This is a genomic window from Pseudomonas sp. GW823-FHT05G12 (genome assembly GCF_058795575.1).
Genome location: NZ_CM179501.1, coordinates 1194549 through 1211250 on the forward strand (window position 1 = coordinate 1194549; position 16702 = coordinate 1211250).

Here is a 16702-nt window from a genome sequence, read left to right on the forward strand (position 1 = left end):
CCTTGAGCTGACTTATGTCAGTTTAAGGCGCCGTGAAGGTAGGAAATTTCCTTCACGGGTGCTCCTGGAGAGTGCCGACAGCTTGAGCTGCAGGCCTTGCGTACTGGCACCTCCATGTCCTTCTAGAGCAAACGCTCTGTTCAGCCTGCGAAGCTTGAAACTAGCTGCTTTTGCCGCTTTCGCAAATTTTCCACAAGAATTTCGAGTTTTATCCGTTTCTTTTCTAGTTGCCGGACTGCTGCTAGTTTTGAGGGAGCAGGCACATAGACAAAGCAGTTATGAGTGATATAGGTTGAACGCACAGCTTCAGTATAAGTAACGATATTCATATAGCCCGCAAGGCTGTTTCAAACGCATGACAGGGCTCGATGAAAGGGAGGCTCATGAGCGAACCGGGACAGAAGCTGCGCCTGGGCGCGCTGATCGCGCTGGTGGTCGGGTCGATGATTGGCGGCGGTATCTTCTCGCTGCCGCAGAACATGGCCGCGCGTGCTGATGTGGGCGCAGTGCTGATCGGCTGGGGGATCACCGCGGTCGGCATGTTGGCCCTGGCCTTCGTGTTCCAGACCCTGGCCAACCGCAAGCCGGAACTGGACTCAGGCGTATATGCCTACGCCAAGGCCGGCTTTGGCGAGTACATGGGCTTTTCCTCGGCCTGGGGCTACTGGATCAGCGCCTGGCTGGGCAACGTCGGCTACTTCGTGCTGCTGTTCAGCACCCTGGGCTTCTACTTCCCGATGTTCGGCGAAGGCAACACACCCATCGCCATCGGTTGTGCATCGCTGCTGCTGTGGTCGGTACATTTTCTGGTGCTGCGCGGTATCAAGGAGGCGGCCTTCATCAACCAGGTCACCACCGTCGCCAAAGTGGTGCCTTTGCTGATTTTCGTGGTGATCGCTGCATTCGCCTTCCGCGCCGACATCTTCACCCGGGATATCTGGGGCTTGAGCAACCCACAGTTCGGCAGCGTGCTGGAGCAGGTGCGCAACATGATGCTGGTGACCGTGTTCGTGTTCATCGGCATCGAGGGCGCCAGTGTGTATTCCGGGCGCGCCCAGCGTCGGTCAGACGTGGGCAAGGCCACGGTCATTGGTTTTCTGGGTGTGCTGGCGCTGCTGGTGCTGGTCAACGTGTTGTCGTTGGGCATCATGACCCAACCGGAACTGGCCGGGCTGCAGAACCCCTCGCTGGCCTCGGTGCTGGAGCATATCGTCGGCCCCTGGGGCGCCTTGCTGATCAGCCTCGGCCTGGCGGTCTCGCTGCTTGGCGCCTTGCTGTCATGGGCGTTGTTGTGTGCCGAAATTCTCTACGCCACGGCGCGGGACAAGACCATGCCGCGCTTTCTGGCCAAGGAAAACGCCAACCATGTGCCGGCTAACGCCCTGTGGCTGACCAACTGCATGATTCAGGGTTTCCTGCTGATTACGCTGTTCTCCGCCGGTACGTACACCAGTCTGATCTACCTGGCCTCGTCGATGATCCTGGTGCCCTACCTGTGGTCTGCGGCGTATGCCGTGTTGCTGGCGATGCGCGCAGAAACCTATGCCGGGCAGCCGAGGTTGCGGCGCAAGGACTTGCTGGTGGCGCTGGTTGCCCTGCTGTATGCCGTGTGGCTGCTGTATGCCGGCGGGCTCAAGTACCTGCTGCTTTCGGCGCTGCTGTACGCCCCCGGCGCCGTCTTGTTCGCGAGGGCCAAGCATGAGCAGGGGCAGACGTTGTTCACGGCCTGGGAAAAGCTGATTTTCGCCGCCGTGCTGGTGGGTGCCGCGCTGGCGGCCTACGCCTTGTATTCAGGGCTGCTGAGCTTGTGACGGGGCAGGGCAGGCGTGTTCCGGGCGTGACCAGATCCACAGGTTGCCCAGGGTCATGCCGGCGATTGCCAGGAATACTGGCCAGTGGTGTTCCAGAAAGGTCAGCATCAGGCCCGCGCACAGCAGCATGCTGATGGTTGCGCTGACCTTGGCCCGGCGCTGGATCACCTTGCCGTTGCGCCAGTTATGCAGAATTGGCCCGAACAGCCGGTGGTTCTCCAGCCATGCCGACAGGCGCGGTGAGCTGCGCGTGGCGGCCCAGGCGGCCAGCAGGATGAACTCGGTGGTCGGCAAGCCAGGAATCACAATGGCGACCAGGCCCACCCCGAGGCTCACGTAGGCCAGGATTCCATACAACAGGCGGGCGAGTTTCGAGCGGGCTGGTCGGGTCATGTTCTCACTGCATAAAACGGTTCGGCCACCGGAGGGGTGGCCGGCTTCGGCGTATCAGACCAGCGCGGCATCCGCAGCGTAGGCGTGCTTGAGCAGCTCGGTGAAGCGCTCGAAAGCGGCCACTGCACCGCGCTCGGCAGCCGCTTCCTCTTCAGGCGAGAGCGCCAGGCCATCGAGGATGCGGGTGAACTGCTTCCAGCCTTCGGCACGGCCACCGGCGGGCTCCCCCAGGTGACGGGCGCCGAAGCTGTCGGACAGTTCCAGGGCTACGGCACGCTTGATCAGAAACGCAGCGCCCAGTTTGGAGCCTTCGGAGACGAAGATCCAGCCCATTGCCTCGCCCAGGCTTGGCTTGTCCACAGCGCCCGGCACGGCGGCCGGTACTTCGGTGTCGAGGTCGGCGAGGTCCAGGCGGGCCTGGTCGGCACGGCAGCGCTCAGCCAGATCAGGGACGATGGCGATCAGCTGAGGGTCGTTGTACAGGGCCTGCAACTCGGACTGGAACAGGTACTGTGCGACGACGAAGCGGGCGAAACTTTCGCGGCTGTCGAAAGGCGCGTGGGATTTCACCAGGGCATCCAGCTCGGCGTGCGGGGCGTGGGTGATCTGGTTCAGGCGCTGGGAGCGCAGGGCTGGGCGGTCGGTCATGGGGAGTCCTTGGAAAGAGGGCGTCTAGATACAAGACGAAACAGCGGGAGCGGGACAGTAAAAAAAGCCGGTATTTGTGTTGCCAGTACCGGCCTCTTCGCGGGTTTACCCGCAAAGAGGCCGGTACAGACGTAACGCCTCAGATATCCCAAACCACATTGATACCGAAGTTGCGCCCCGGCATGGTCAGGCGGTCGATATTGGCTGGCTGGGTCACAGCCGCCTCACCCTGGCCGTCGTAGCTGCGCACCGAATCCCACTGCCAGTATTTCTTGTCGGTAAGGTTGTACAGCCCGGCATTGATGGTGACGTCGTCGGTGACCTTGTAGTAACCGGTCAGGTCCAGCACACCGTAGCCCGGGGTGCGGAACTTCGAGGTAGAACCGTCAGGCGAATAGAAGGTGCTGTCGTCGACACGGGTCTTGCGTTTGACCAGCGTCCAGCTCAGCAAGCCACCGTAGTTCTGCTGCTCGTAGCCCAGGCCGAATACGCCCTTGAGCGGGTTGACACTGTTCAGCGGTTGACCGGTGTCATCGTTACGACCATAGGTGTAGGCAATCGAGGTTTGGGTATAGAGGCCCTGCGGTGCGCCGAAGTGGTCGAGGTTCAGGCGGCCCTTGAATTCGGCACCCTTGATGGTGGCGTGCTTGATGTTGTTGGCCTGGAAGGTCTGTTCCAGGTTGGCGCTTTGCACGGCATCTTCGTCGATGAAATCACGGTACTTGTTGTAGAACACTGCCACGTCGAAGTTGCCGGCGTCGAAGTTGCCACGCAGGCCGGTTTCGTAGCTTTTGCTCTTTTCAGGCTCAAGGTTCGGGTTGCCCTCCACGCGGTAGCCTTGGTCCAGGTTCTGGAAGCGGCCATACATGGCTTTGGCGGTCGGCGTGCGGAAGCCCTCTGCATACTGGCCGTACCAGGTGTAATTGTCGTTGAAGGCGTAGGTCAGGCCGAACTTGGGCGAGACGCGGTGCCACTTCTTGTCCGAATCGTCCTGGGCGGTAGGCGCCGTACCGCTGGACTCCAGACCACGCAGGAATTCCTCGGTGAATTTGGGCTCCATGCGGGTGTAGTCGTAGCGCGCGCCGGGCATGAAGGTCCAGTTGTTCCAGCGGATTTCATCCTGCGCGAACAGGCTGTAGGTATTCACGGTCGGGTCCGGGAAGTCGCTGACCAGAACCTGGCCGTCTGCCGGGCGTTCGGCGCCGGCGGCGGAACAACCGGATCCTACGGTCAAGCAGGTACCGGTACCGCTGCGCGAACCGGTGACCTTTTCGTGCTTGAGCGTGGTGCCGTAGGTCAGCAGGTGGTCGGTGGCGCCGATGCTGAAGGCCTTGTCCAGCTGGGCGTCGAACACCCACTGGCGGTCCTTGTAGGTGGTATCGCGGGTGCGCAGCACCTGGCGGCCAGGCGGCACGTAAACTTCCTCGGTGTGCTGGTCGGTCTTGGCAATCTGGTAGTTCAGGCTCCACTTGACGTGGTCGGCGACCAGCGAGTCCAGGCCGAACTCATGGTTAACGCCGAAGCGCTCGCGGGTGATGGTGTCGTTGCCATTACGCGCCTTGTAGTAGCCCATGCCACCAAAGCCGGGGATGAACGGCCCACCCACCGCGCTGAGGATGTTCTGGTCACGGTCATCCTTGTAGCGCTCATAGGTGAACTCCAGGCGTGCGTCGTCGGCGTAGTTCCAGCCCAGCTTGGCCAGCACGTTGGTGGTGCGCGCATCCATCGGGTTGGCTTCGGTGCGCGACAGGCCGTCGCCACTGTGGCTGCCGTGGGTTTCGGTCTCGTGGCCGTTGCGCTGGCTCAGGTGCAGCAGGCCGTCGAAGTCACCCTGGCGGCCAGCGACGGTGGCGGAGGTCAGCCAGCTTTCGTCGGCCGAGCTGTAGCCGGTTTTCAGGCGTGCCCCCACGTCTTTGCCGGGCTTGATGATGTCGTCCGGGTCGAGGGTGAAGTAGCTCACCGCACCGCCGATGGCGTTGCTGCCATACAACACCGAGGCCGGGCCGCGGAGGATTTCCACACGCTTGACGATTTCCGGGTCGACATAGTTGCGCTGGGTCTGGGCGTAGGGGCCGTAGAAGAAGCTGTCGGGGATCGACACGCCGTCGACTTGGGTGAGGATCCGCTCGCCGTCGATACCACGGATGTTGTAGCCGTTCAGCCCGCTGCGTTGGCCGGTTCCGGATACCGACACTCCCGGCTCGTAGCGCACCAGATCCTGGATATTGTTCACGTTCTGCCGGTCCAGTTGCTCACGGGTCTGCACGCTGACAGTGCTCGGCACCTGGCTGACGTCCTGTGCGCTGCGGGTGGCGCTGACGGTCACCTGCTGCAGCGCGATCACGTTGCTTGCGGTTTGGCGCTCCAGGACCACATTGCCGTTGCTGATCTTGCGAAAACTCAGCCCGGTACCCCGCAACAGGCGCTTGAGGGCAGCATCTGGCGGCAGCGAACCCTGTACGCCTGGCGAAGCCACGCCGTCGGCCAGCTCGGCGCTGAAGCCGACCTGCCAGCCGGTGACCTGGCTGAAGGCGTTGATCGCCGACACTAGCGGCTGCTGGCCGATGCTGAAGCGGTAGTCGCCCATGCGCGGGCTGCTGGCCTGGGCCGGCTCGGCGGCCAGCGCCGGCAGGCTGCAGGCACCGCTGGCGAGCAGGGCAAGGGTCAACAGGGACAGTTGTCCTGTACGGCGGGGAAGGTTGGACGAGCGGGTAGGACCAGTGGACATCGGAAGCGCTCCCAGACGCGCGGGCTGTTATAGGTGATGGCTGTTCTCGTTCTCAAACAAGAATCAGTTGCATTGGCTATAACGAGACGGGCGGGCGAGTGCGATCGCGTAAAAATAATTCAGGGGTCAGTTCAGGATGACCAGCGCCGGGTACTCATGCAGTTGTGCCGAGGTGATGTGGGCCAGTGCGCGCAGGGTTTCCAGTGGCTGGTCGAGGCGGTAGTTACCGGTGACGGCAACGTGCTCCAACTGCTCATTGCGGTTGATGATCCAGCCCGGGTAGTAGCGCTGCACTTCGGCCAGCACCTGGCTCAACGGGCAGTTCTCGAACACCAGGCGGCCGTCGATCCAGGCCAGGTCCTTGTGCATGTCGGGGCGCTGGCGCTGGCCAAAGCCCTGGGGGCCGACGCTGATGCTGTCGCCGGCACTCAGGCGGATGCGCTGGTCGCGCTCCCCCTGCAGGTCGACATCGCCGCGTTGCACCCGTACCTGGGCCTCGCCGTCAAGGTAGCGCACGGCAAAGTCGGTGTCGCGCACCTGTGCGCGCAACGGCCCGGCTTCCACCTCCAGCGGCAGCTGCGCGCCCTCGGGGACCTGGAAGTAAGCCTCGCCCTGTAGCAGGCGGGCGACCTGGCGGCCGTCCTGGCGTTCGCTGGCGAATGCCGAATTGGTGTTGAGCAGCACTTTTGCGCCGTCTTCCAGTTGCAGGCGCTGGCGCTCGCCGACCACCGTAAGGTGGTCGGCCTGCAGGCGCATGGGCAGGTTACCGACGGTGAACAGCCCGACCAGCAGCAGCGCTGCGGTGGCCAGGGGTTTCCAGTGACTGCGCAGGCGCCCGCGCCATGAGCGGCGTTGCTGCTGGTGCATGTGCGTGGCCACCTTGTGCAACGGCGTACCGTTCCACAGCGCCTCCGCTTCGACATAGGCCTCGGCGTTTTCCGGCGCGGCGCTCAGCCAGGCTTCAAAGGCCTGGGTGTCTGCGGCATCTGCGCATTGCAGGCGCACCAGCCAGTCCAGCGCCTCGTCCATGGCACGAGCACGGGCATCAGGCCTGGCAGGTGACGGGCGAGGGGCAGGGCTGTCGGTCACGGTGAATCCTTGAATGGTTTTTTTGCGAATGATCAAGGCTAAGGCGGGGTGTGGCAAGGGCTTTGCGTTGCCGTTCGCCTGGGGTCAGCTTACTTGAGTCGTTCGGCAACACCCATGCAGATTGCCATGATCAGTTTCAGTTCCTTTTGTACCGTGCTGGGCGAAACACTCAGTTGTTCGGCGATTTCCAGATAGGTGGCGCCATGCAGGCGGCTGAGGATGAAAATGCGTTGTTGGCGTTCGCTCAGTTGATTGAGGCTGACGCTGAGGTGCTTGAGCAACTGCTCGGCGTGCGCGGCATCCTCGCTGCTGGTGGCGGGCGCGGCGACACTGTGCAGCACTTCGTCGGGCACGTCGTCGACCAGCATGCGTGCCTGCAACCGGCGTGCACGCAGGTGGTCCAGCGCCAGGTTGCGCGCGGTCTGAAACACGAACGGCTCGATGTGCTCGATGGGCCGCTCGCCCAGCGCGCGGGACACCCGCAGGTAGGTTTCCTGCAGCAGGTCTTCGGCCGTGCTGGGGTTACCGACCATGCGCTGCAGGGTACGCAGCAGGGTGAGGCGCTGAACGAGGAAGACGGAATTGAACCGGGACTGACTCACGGGGGGACCTGGCCGACGAAAGGTTAATGATAATGCTTATCATCCGTGCGGCAGGTCAAGTGTGGAATTATCAGGAAAAGGTAAAGATTGTAGTCGCTGGATGTCGTTTGCTTTTTTTGGGAGCAACTGTCTTGCTCAATTTCTAAAAGCTGGCGCGATCCCTGTGGGAGCGGGCTTGCCCGCGAACACGGGCGAAGCCCGTGCCATCCACCACGGTGTTGGCTTCGCGGGCAAGCCCGCTCCCACGCGGGTCAGCCAGCCCGGTGCAGCGCCAGGCAGTTGTCCAGCATCCGGTTGCTGAACCCCCACTCGTTGTCATACCAGGCCAGCACCTTGAGCATCCGCCCGTTGGCCCGGGTATGGTTGGCATCGAAGATCGACGACAGCGGGTTGTGGTTGAAATCGCAGGAAACCAATGGCAGGGCGTTGTAGCCCAATACCTTGGAATGCTTGCTGGCCTCGAGGAACAGCTGGTTGACCTGCTCGGCCGTGGCCTCGCGCTTGAGGTTGACGGTGAGGTCCACCAACGACACGTTGATGACGGGCACCCGCACCGCCATTCCGGTCAGCTTGCCGGCCAGCTCCGGCAGCACCAGGCCCACGGCCTCGGCGGCACCGGTCTTGCTCGGGATCATCGACTGGGTGGCTGAACGCGCGCGGTACGGGTCGCTGTGGTAAACGTCAGTCAGCACCTGGTCGTTGGTGTAGGCGTGGATGGTGGTCATCAGGCCTTGCTCGATGCCGAACTCCCGGTGCAGCACCTGGGCGATCGGCGCCAGGCAGTTGGTGGTGCAGGAGGCATTGGAAATGACCTGGTGCGAGGCCCGCAGAATGTCGTGGTTGACCCCGTATACCACGGTGGCATCGGCACCCTTGGCCGGTGCAGAGACAATCACCTTGCCCGCCCCGGCGGCCAGGTGCGCAGCGGCTTTGGCGCGGTCGGTGAACAGCCCGGTGCACTCGAACACCACGTCGATCGCCTCGGCCTTCCAGGGCAGTTCGGCCGGATTGCGAATGGCACTGACCGCGATACGGTCCCCGTTGACCGTCAGGCTTTCGTGGTCGGCCTCGACGGTCGCGTCGAAGGTGCCGTGGACACTGTCGTACTTGAGCAGGTGGGCATTCATGGTGCTGTCGCCCAGGTCGTTGATGGCGACGACCTGCAGGTCCTGGCGGTAGCCTTGGGTATACAGTGCGCGCAGGACATTGCGCCCGATTCGGCCGAATCCATTGATGGCGATGCGAAGGGTCATGGCAGTACCTCTGGCAGTTCGAGTGAAACCTGTGGCACAAAGGAGCTTCACTGAAACGGTTTTGTTGTTGGAATTACAAGATTATTCACTGGCTGATAGAAAACAAGCCTTTTTAGTGGCAGTATTTTGTTTAAATATACAACGAGTGGTTGGGCGTCGTGCCTCCACCGATGCAGCGGGCTCCTAACCATGAGCCTAGGCCGCAATCGTTTGGAGGGGAAATGCCCGGTAAACCGCCCTTACAATTAGCCTGGAGTCCAGTACATGCATCCGCGCATCCTTGAGGTCACCCAGCGGCTGGTCGAACGCAGCCGCGCCACCCGCGAACGCTACCTGCAACTGATTCGCGGCGCGGCCAGTGAAGGCCCCATGCGTGCCAGCCTGCAGTGCGCCAACTTCGCCCACGGCGTGGCCGGTTGCGGCAGCGAAGACAAGCAGACTCTGCGCCTGATGAACGCGGCCAACGTGGCCATCGTCTCGGCCTACAACGACATGTTGTCTGCCCACCAGCCTTACTTGCACTTCCCCGAGCAGATCAAGCAGGCCCTGCGCGAGGTCGGTTCGGTCGGCCAGTTCGCCGGTGGCGTGCCGGCCATGTGCGACGGGGTGACCCAGGGCGAGCCGGGGATGGAGCTGGCGATCGCCAGCCGTGAAGTGATCGCGATGTCCACGGCGGTAGCGCTGTCGCACAACATGTTCGACGCGGCACTCATGCTGGGCATCTGCGACAAGATCGTCCCCGGCCTGATGATGGGCGCGTTGCGCTTCGGCCACCTGCCGACCATCTTCGTCCCGGGTGGGCCAATGGTTTCCGGCATCTCCAACAAGCAGAAGGCCGATGTGCGCCAGCGCTATGCCGAAGGCAAGGCCAGCCGCGAAGAGCTGTTGGAGTCCGAGATGAATTCCTACCACAGCCCCGGCACCTGCACCTTCTACGGCACCGCCAACACCAACCAGTTGGTGATGGAAGTGATGGGGCTGCACCTACCGGGCGCCTCGTTCGTCAACCCGTACACGCCGCTGCGTGACGCACTCACCGCCGAGGCTGCGCAGCAGGTGACGCGCATGACCAAGGCCAGTGGCAGCTTCATGCCGCTGGGCGAAATCGTCGACGAGAAGGCGCTGGTCAACTCCATCGTCGCGCTGCACGCTACCGGCGGCTCGACCAACCACACCCTGCACATCCCGGCGATCGCCCAGGCTGCGGGTATCCAGCTGACCTGGCAGGACATGGCCGACCTTTCCGAAGTGGTGCCGACCCTGTCGCACGTCTACCCCAACGGCAAGGCCGACATCAACCACTTCCAGGCTGCCGGCGGCATGGCCTTCCTGATTCGTGAACTGCTCGACGCCGGCCTGCTGCACGAAGATGTCAACACCGTGGCCGGCCATGGCCTGCGCCGCTACACCCAGGAACCCTTCCTCGACAATGGCAAGCTGGTGTGGCGCGAAGGGCCGCAACACAGCCTGGACGAAAGCATCCTGCGCCCGGTGTCGCGACCATTCTCGGCCGAAGGCGGCCTGCGGGTGATGGAAGGCAACCTGGGCCGTGGCGTGATGAAAGTGTCTGCCGTTGCCCCCGAGCACCAAGTGGTCGAGGCCCCGGCGCGGGTGTTCCAGGACCAGCAGTCGCTGGCCGACGCGTTCAAGGCCGGTGAGCTGGAACGTGACTTTGTCGCGGTGGTGCGCTTCCAGGGCCCGCGCTGCAATGGCATGCCGGAACTGCACAAGCTCACCCCGTTCCTCGGTGTATTGCAGGACCGTGGCTACAAGGTTGCGTTGGTCACCGACGGGCGCATGTCCGGTGCCTCGGGCAAGATCCCGGCGGCCATCCACGTTTGCCCGGAGGCTTACGACGGCGGCCCGCTGGCGCGGGTGCGCGATGGTGATATCGTGCGGGTCGACGGAGTCGAAGGCACGTTGCGGATCATGGTGTCGGCCGAAGAACTGGCCAGCCGTGAGCTGCCGCCGGCACCCCAGGGCAACGACCTGGGTTGTGGGCGCGAGCTGTTCGGCTTCATGCGCATGGCGTTCAGCCCGGCAGAGCAGGGCGCCAGTGCCTTTACCTCGGCCCTGGAGCACCTCAAATGAAGCACCTGCTGGTTGGTGATATTGGCGGCACCAATGCCCGTTTTGCGTTGTGGCGTGACAACCAGCTGCATGAAGTAAATGTTTTCGCCACCGCGGACTACACCAACCCCGAGCAGGCCATCGAGGCCTACCTGGAAAGCCAAGGTATCGCCCGCGGTGGCCTGGCGGCGGTGTGCCTGGCGGTGGCCGGCCCGGTCGATGGCGATGAATTCCGCTTCACCAACAACCACTGGCGCCTGAGCCGCACGGCATTTTGCAAGACCTTGCAGGTCGAGCGACTGTTGCTGATCAATGATTTCACCGCGATGGCGCTGGGCATGACGCGTCTGCGCGAAGGCGAGTTCCGCGAGGTGTGCCCCGGCCAGGCCGACCCCTCGAGGCCGGCATTGGTGATCGGGCCAGGTACTGGCCTGGGTGTGGGCTCGTTGCTGCGTCTGGGCGAACAGCACTGGAAGGCCCTGCCGGGTGAAGGCGGACATGTTGACCTGCCGGTAGGCAATGCTCGCGAAGCGGCAATCCACCATCAGATCCACAGTCAGATCGGCCATGTCAGCGCCGAGGCCGTGCTCAGTGGGGGTGGCCTGGTGCGGCTGTACCAGGCGATCTGTGCGCTGGACGGCGACACGCCCAGGCACAAGACCCCGGCGCATATCACCGATGCCGCGCTGGGCGGGGAGCCACGGGCGCTGGCGGTGGTCGAGCAGTTCTGTCGTTTCCTTGGGCGAGTGGCGGGTAACAATGTGCTGACGCTGGGCGCGCGAGGCGGGGTCTATATTGTGGGCGGTGTGATTCCGCGCTTTGCCGAGCTGTTCCTGCGTAGCGGGTTTGCCGCGAGTTTTGCCGACAAGGGGTGTATGAGTGGCTATTTTACCGGGGTGCCGGTGTGGCTGGTGACGGCGGAGTTTTCCGGGTTGGAGGGGGCAGGGGTAGCGTTGCAGCAGGCGTTGGATCACTGAGGGGGCCGCTTTGCGGCGCCAATGGCAATACCCGACAGCAGGCAAAAAGACCTGTAATCAACAAGAGGAAGGACCACCTTGAGCACTGCCGGCAAATCGATCCTGATGGTCGACGACGACCAGGAAATCCGTGAACTGCTGCAAACCTACCTGAGCCGATCCGGCTTCCAGGTGCATGCCGAGGCTGACGGCAAGGGCTTTCGCCACGCGCTGGAAACCACGCCCTGCGACCTGGTCATTCTTGACGTCATGTTGCCCGACGAAGACGGCTTTAGCTTGTGCCGCTGGGTACGCCAGCACCCACGCCAAGCGCGCGTACCTATCATCATGCTCACCGCCAGCTCCGACGAGGCCGACCGGGTCATCGGCCTGGAGCTGGGCGCTGACGACTATCTGGGCAAGCCGTTCAGCCCCCGCGAACTGCAAGCGCGAATCAAGGCTTTGTTGCGCCGCACCGAGTTCGGCCAGACGGCGCCGGGCAGCGCCGTGCTGGCCTTCGACGACTGGCGCCTGGACACGGTCAGCCACCGCCTGTTCCACCGTGATGGAGAGGAGGTGATCCTCTCCGGCGCCGACTTTGCCCTGCTCAAACTGTTCCTCGATCACCCGCAGCAAATCCTCGACCGCGACACCATCGGCAACGCCACCCGTGGCCGCGAACCGATGCCGCTGGACCGCATCGTCGACATGGCGGTCAGCCGTCTGCGCCAGCGCCTGCGCGATACCGACAAGCCTCCCCGGCTGATCCGCACCGTGCGAGGCAGTGGCTACTTGTTGGCGGCGCATGTCTGCTGTGCGCCCTGAGCGGCGCTGGCGCCTGCTGCCGCGCTCCTTGCTGGGGCGCATGCTGCTGCTGACCCTGCTGGTTGTCCTGCTGGCCCAGGGGTTGTCCAGCATCATCTGGGTGTCCCAGCTTCGCGCCAGCCAGCTTCAGGGGCTGCGTGCCAGCGCCAGCAGCCTGGCCCATTCCATGAGTGCCAGCGTCAGTTACTTCCGCTCGCTGCCGGTGGCCTACCGGCCGCTGGTGCTCGACCAATTGCGCAGCATGGGCGGCACGCGTTTCTTCGTGTCGCTCAACGCCACGCCGCTGGACATGCAGGCACTGCCCGTTACCCCTCGCAAGCAGGCGGTGATCGATGTGTTCCAGCAGGTGCTGCACGAGCGCCTGGGTTCGCAGATGGAAATTTCCGTTGAGTTTGTCGGGCCTGACGACCTGCGCATCTTCAACACCGGCCTCAAACTCGAGGAACTGCCGCGCTCATGGGCCCATTATTCACTGACCCTGGAACCGCTGAAACCCCCGGTACTGGTCACGCAGATCCGCTTGGGCGAGGGCGAATGGTTGTACATCGCCTCGCTGTTGCCCGAACCGTACACGGGGCTGGAAGCCGAACGCCTGCCGCGCCAGCAGATCGGCTTCATCGTGCTGACCACGGCCTTGCTGTTGCTGTTCATCGGCTTGCTGGTGCACTGGCAAAGCTGGCCACTGAAGCGCCTGGCGCGGGCCGCCCGAGAGATGTCGCTGGGTGCCGATGTGGCGCCAGTGGCTGAAGCTGGCGGCAGTGAAGTGGTCGAGGTGAGTCGGGCATTCAACAGCATGCGCGAGCGTATCAGCCGTTACCTGACCGAACGCAGCCAGCTGTTCAGCGCCATTTCCCACGACCTGCGCACGCCGATCACGCGCCTGCGCCTGCGCGTCGAACTGCTGGAGGACGAGCGCCTGCAGGCCAAGTTCAGCCAGGACCTGGACGAGCTGGAGTTGCTGGTCAAAGGCGCCTTGCAGTGCGTAAAGGACACCGACATCCACGAAAACATCGAGCCGGTCGACCTTAACCAGGTGCTGGAGATTCTGGCCGAGCCTTACCTGGGCGATGGTCGCATCACCGTCGAGGGCCAGGCGCTGGCGCCTTACCCGGGCAAGCCGCTGGCGTTGCGTCGCTGCATCGGCAACCTGATCGACAACGCCATCAAGTACGGCGAACGGGCGCGGCTGCGCATCATCGACGGGGCAGAGGGTTTTGTGCTGCAGGTGGATGACCAGGGGCCCGGGGTGCCGCAGCAGCAGCTGGAACAGGTGTTCGAGCCGCATTTCCGGCTGGCCGGGCAGCAGCAGGGGTATGGGCTGGGGTTGGGCATTGCGCGCAACATCGCCCATAGCCATGGGGGCGAGGTGAGCTTGCTGAACCTGCGGGAGGGCGGGCTGCGGGTGACCCTGTATCTGCCGCGGGGTATGGATTGAGTTTTTGGGGTGCCTGTGCGGGCCTCTTCGCGGGTGAACCCGCTCCCACAGGTACAGCGTAAACTTGGAAGGCTGTGCGGTCTTTGTGGGAGCGGGCGCGCCCGCGAAGAGGCCAATACAGGCAGGCGAAATGTCACTGCCCAGTGACAATCCCGTCGTCCTTCGTGACCTCCGCAATGACCCCGCTGGCTAGAATTCGCAAATGACTGGCAAGGATCAAGCTGGCCCATGACCCCCCTCAACCTGTCCGCTGACAGCTGGCTCAATGCCCCGGCCCACAACGCCTGGCGCTTGGCCGAAGCACAGCGCCTGCTGGCCTTTGCCAAGGCCGCGAAACTACCCGACGGTTTCGGTAACCTGGATGCCAATGGGCAACTCGCCCCCGGTGCCCGTGCTGAAACCATCAACACCGCCCGCATGACCCATTGCTTTGCCTTGGCCCACCTGCAGGGCATCCCCGGTAGCCTGGCCTATGCCGAGCACGGTGTGGCAGCGCTGCGCGGTGCCATGCAGGATGCCACCCACGGCGGTTGGTTCGCCCATCCTGGCGGCCACGACGATAGCGGCAAGGCGGCGTACCTGCATGCCTTCGTCGCGCTGGCCGCCAGCTCGGCGGTGGTGGCCGGCGCTGTCGACGCCAATACGCTATTGGCAGACGCAATCCAGGTGATCGAAGCGCATTTCTGGAGCGAAGACGAAGGTGCTCTGCGGGAAACCTTCTCCCGCGCCTGGCAGCTTCCCGAGCAGTACCGGGGCGCCAACAGCAACATGCACGCGACCGAGGCCTTCCTGGCGTTGGCAGACGTCACCGGCAACGGCCTGTGGCTGCAACGTGCCTTGCGTATCGCCGAACGCATCATCCATACCCATGCCGCCGCCAACGGCTATCGGGTGATCGAACATTTCGATGTCCATTGGCAGCCGCTGCCGGATTACAACCTCGAACATCCCGCCGACCCCTTCCGGCCTTATGGCACTACACCCGGGCATGCCCTGGAGTGGGCGCGGTTGCTGTTGCACCTGGAAGCCAGCCTTGAACGGGCCGGCCTGTACGCCCCGCAATGGCTGCCGGACAGTGCCCGCGCATTGTTCGACACAGCCTGCCAACAGGCCTGGAACGTCGATGGCGAACCGGGTTTCGTCTATACGCTGGACTGGGCTGATCGCCCGGTGGTGCATGCACGATTGCACTGGGTGCACGCTGAGGCTTGCGCGGCTGCGGCAGCCCTGTTGCAACGCACCGGCGAGGCGCATTACGAACAGTGGTACCGCTTCTGCTGGGGCTTTATCGCCAACCATTTCATCGACCCCATTGGCGGCAGCTGGCACCACGAACTCGATGCGCACAACCAGCCGGCCGGGTCCCTCTGGCCGGGCAAGCCCGACCTCTATCACGCCTACCAGGCGCTGCTGCTGCCAGGTTTGCCCCTGGCACCCAGCCTGGCCAGCAACCTGGCCGGCAATGTAACCAAACGATGACATTCACGCATCGCTTCGTTACCTGACGAGGCGGGCACGCTGTTTAGACTTCATGCTACGCAAGCGATCGACTTGCACGGCATAACAACAAGAAAGGTGCTTCGATGAATTCCACGCTCCGTCTCGCTGCCGCAATTTCCTTTGCCTCGTTAATCCCCTTGGGTGCCCAGGCTGCTGACGCCAAAGGCAGTGTCGAAGTGGTGCACTGGTGGACCTCCGGTGGTGAAAAAGCGGCGGTCGATGTGCTCAAGGCCCAGGTCGAAAAAGACGGCTTCATCTGGAAGGACGGCGCCGTCGCCGGCGGCGGTGGTGCAACGGCCATGACCGTGCTCAAAAGCCGCGCAGTGGCCGGCAACCCGCCGGGCGTCGCGCAGATCAAAGGCCCGGACATCCAGGACTGGGCGGCCACCGGCCTGCTCGACGCCGATGTGCTCAAGGATGTGGCCAAGGAAGAAAAGTGGGACTCGCTGCTCGACAAGAAAGTGGCCGACACCGTGAAGTACGACGGTGACTACGTTGCCGTACCAGTGAATATCCACCGTATCAACTGGCTGTGGATCAACCCCGAGGTGTTCAAAAAAGCCGGCATCGACAAGGCGCCCACCACCCTCGACGAATTCTATGCCGCCGCCGACAAGCTCAAGGCTGCCGGTTTCATCCCGCTCGCCCATGGTGGGCAACCCTGGCAGGACAGCACCGTGTTCGAAAGCGTGGTGCTGTCGGTGATGGGCGTCGATGGCTACAAGAAGGCCTTGGTCGACCTCGACAGCGCAACGCTGACCGGACCGCAGATGGTCAAGGCGCTGACCGAGCTGAAGAAGGTCGCCACCTACATGGACCCGGACGGCAAGGGCCAGGACTGGAACCTGGAAGCCGCCAAGGTCATCAACGGCAAGGCCGGCATGCAGATCATGGGCGACTGGGCCAAGAGCGAATGGACCCTGGCGAAGAAAACTGCCGGCAAGGATTATCAGTGCGTGCCGTTCCCCGGTACTGACAAGTCCTTCCTGTACAACATCGACTCGTTGGTGGTGTTCAAGCAGAACAACGCTGGCACCTCTGCTGGTCAGCAGGACATCGCCCGCAAGGTGTTGGGTGAGGACTTCCAGAAGGTCTTCAGCATCAACAAGGGTTCGATCCCGGTACGCAACGACATGCTTGCCGACATGGGCAAGTATGGTTTCGATGCCTGTGCTCAAACCTCCGCCAAGGACTTCCTGGCCGACGCCAAAACGGGCGGCCTGCAACCGAGCATGGCGCACAACATGGCCACCACGCTGGCCGTGCAGGGCGCGTTCTTCGATGTGGTGACCAACTACATCAACGACCCCAAGGCCGACCCGGCCGATGCGGCGAAGAAGCTGGCGGCGGCTATCAAGGCTGCCCAGTAACGGCTGTTCGCGGGCACGCCCG

General features: G+C 63.2%; 13 protein-coding genes. 7 read left to right on the forward strand and 6 right to left on the reverse strand.

Annotation, left to right across the window (positions count from 1 at the left end):
* Positions 1-383 precede the first annotated feature (383 nt).
* Positions 384-1811 (forward strand): arginine-ornithine antiporter, encoded by a 1428-nt coding sequence (gene arcD, locus AC3RCM_RS05490; RefSeq protein ID WP_492629413.1) that lies wholly within the window; start codon positions 384-386, stop codon positions 1809-1811.
* Here the strand turns inward: arcD and AC3RCM_RS05495 are convergent.
* The 6 genes from AC3RCM_RS05495 to gap all read right to left on the reverse strand — a co-directional run bounded on the left by AC3RCM_RS05495 (position 1791) and on the right by gap (position 8524).
* Positions 1791-2204: a YbaN family protein gene (locus AC3RCM_RS05495; RefSeq protein ID WP_003255065.1), complete on the reverse strand. Its 414-nt coding sequence runs from the start codon at positions 2202-2204 to the stop codon at positions 1791-1793. The genes arcD and AC3RCM_RS05495 overlap by 21 nt on opposite strands.
* A gap of 54 nt (positions 2205-2258) precedes the next feature.
* On the reverse strand, positions 2259-2852 hold the full coding sequence (locus tag AC3RCM_RS05500; protein WP_336090021.1) for a biliverdin-producing heme oxygenase: 594 nt from the start codon (positions 2850-2852) through the stop codon (positions 2259-2261).
* A gap of 139 nt (positions 2853-2991) precedes the next feature.
* Positions 2992-5580 carry a TonB-dependent receptor gene (locus AC3RCM_RS05505; RefSeq protein ID WP_492629414.1) on the reverse strand — a complete coding sequence of 863 codons (2589 nt, stop codon included), beginning with the start codon at positions 5578-5580 and terminating at the stop codon, positions 2992-2994.
* A 126-nt stretch (positions 5581-5706) separates the two neighbouring features.
* The gene (locus AC3RCM_RS05510; RefSeq protein ID WP_336090022.1) at positions 5707-6669 is read right to left on the reverse strand and encodes a FecR family protein; all 963 of its coding nucleotides are present in this window, start codon (positions 6667-6669) and stop codon (positions 5707-5709) included.
* An 89-nt stretch (positions 6670-6758) separates the two neighbouring features.
* Positions 6759-7271 carry an RNA polymerase sigma factor gene (locus tag AC3RCM_RS05515; RefSeq protein WP_492629415.1) on the reverse strand — a complete coding sequence of 171 codons (513 nt, stop codon included), beginning with the start codon at positions 7269-7271 and terminating at the stop codon, positions 6759-6761.
* 251 nt (positions 7272-7522) lie between these two features.
* On the reverse strand, positions 7523-8524 hold the full coding sequence (gene gap, locus AC3RCM_RS05520) for a type I glyceraldehyde-3-phosphate dehydrogenase (RefSeq protein WP_014589858.1): 1002 nt from the start codon (positions 8522-8524) through the stop codon (positions 7523-7525).
* 264 nt (positions 8525-8788) lie between these two features.
* On the opposite strand from gap, the gene edd reads away from it, so the two are divergent.
* The 6 genes from edd to AC3RCM_RS05550 all read left to right on the forward strand — a co-directional run bounded on the left by edd (position 8789) and on the right by AC3RCM_RS05550 (position 16680).
* A complete protein-coding gene (gene edd / locus AC3RCM_RS05525) occupies positions 8789-10615 on the forward strand; it encodes a phosphogluconate dehydratase (RefSeq protein ID WP_003255057.1) in 1827 nt (608 codons plus the stop codon).
* Positions 10612-11571, forward strand: coding sequence for a glucokinase (locus AC3RCM_RS05530; protein ID WP_064493363.1), 960 nt, complete (start codon positions 10612-10614; stop codon positions 11569-11571). Before edd ends, AC3RCM_RS05530 begins: the two co-directional genes overlap by 4 nt.
* Positions 11572-11649: 78 nt before the next feature.
* Entirely contained in the window at positions 11650-12375 is a 726-nt protein-coding gene (gltR, locus tag AC3RCM_RS05535; RefSeq protein WP_014589861.1) for a two-component system response regulator GltR, read from the forward strand.
* Complete coding sequence (locus AC3RCM_RS05540; protein WP_336090023.1) at positions 12356-13810, forward strand: ATP-binding protein; 1455 nt, start codon at positions 12356-12358, stop codon at positions 13808-13810. Before gltR ends, AC3RCM_RS05540 begins: the two co-directional genes overlap by 20 nt.
* Before the next feature lie 228 nt (positions 13811-14038).
* Complete coding sequence (locus tag AC3RCM_RS05545) at positions 14039-15289, forward strand: D-mannose isomerase (protein ID WP_336090024.1); 1251 nt, start codon at positions 14039-14041, stop codon at positions 15287-15289.
* A 104-nt stretch (positions 15290-15393) separates the two neighbouring features.
* A complete protein-coding gene (locus tag AC3RCM_RS05550; protein ID WP_064493191.1) occupies positions 15394-16680 on the forward strand; it encodes an ABC transporter substrate-binding protein in 1287 nt (428 codons plus the stop codon).
* Positions 16681-16702: the final 22 nt, after the last annotated feature.

Bases quoted from the DNA above. Each gene is read 5' to 3' on its own strand.
- AC3RCM_RS05500 (WP_336090021.1), bottom strand. From the start codon at position 2,852: ATGACCGACCGCCCAGCCCTGCGCTCCCAGCGCCTGAACCAGATCACC.
- AC3RCM_RS05545 (WP_336090024.1), top strand. From the start codon at position 14,039: ATGACCCCCCTCAACCTGTCCGCTGACAGCTGGCTCAATGCCCCGGCC.
- gap (WP_014589858.1), bottom strand. From the start codon at position 8,524: ATGACCCTTCGCATCGCCATCAATGGATTCGGCCGAATCGGGCGCAAT.
- edd (WP_003255057.1), top strand. From the start codon at position 8,789: ATGCATCCGCGCATCCTTGAGGTCACCCAGCGGCTGGTCGAACGCAGC.
- AC3RCM_RS05530 (WP_064493363.1), top strand. From the start codon at position 10,612: ATGAAGCACCTGCTGGTTGGTGATATTGGCGGCACCAATGCCCGTTTT.
- AC3RCM_RS05495 (WP_003255065.1), bottom strand. From the start codon at position 2,204: ATGACCCGACCAGCCCGCTCGAAACTCGCCCGCCTGTTGTATGGAATC.
- AC3RCM_RS05540 (WP_336090023.1), top strand. From the start codon at position 12,356: ATGTCTGCTGTGCGCCCTGAGCGGCGCTGGCGCCTGCTGCCGCGCTCC.
- AC3RCM_RS05550 (WP_064493191.1), top strand. From the start codon at position 15,394: ATGAATTCCACGCTCCGTCTCGCTGCCGCAATTTCCTTTGCCTCGTTA.
- arcD (WP_492629413.1), top strand. From the start codon at position 384: ATGAGCGAACCGGGACAGAAGCTGCGCCTGGGCGCGCTGATCGCGCTG.
- AC3RCM_RS05505 (WP_492629414.1), bottom strand. From the start codon at position 5,580: ATGTCCACTGGTCCTACCCGCTCGTCCAACCTTCCCCGCCGTACAGGA.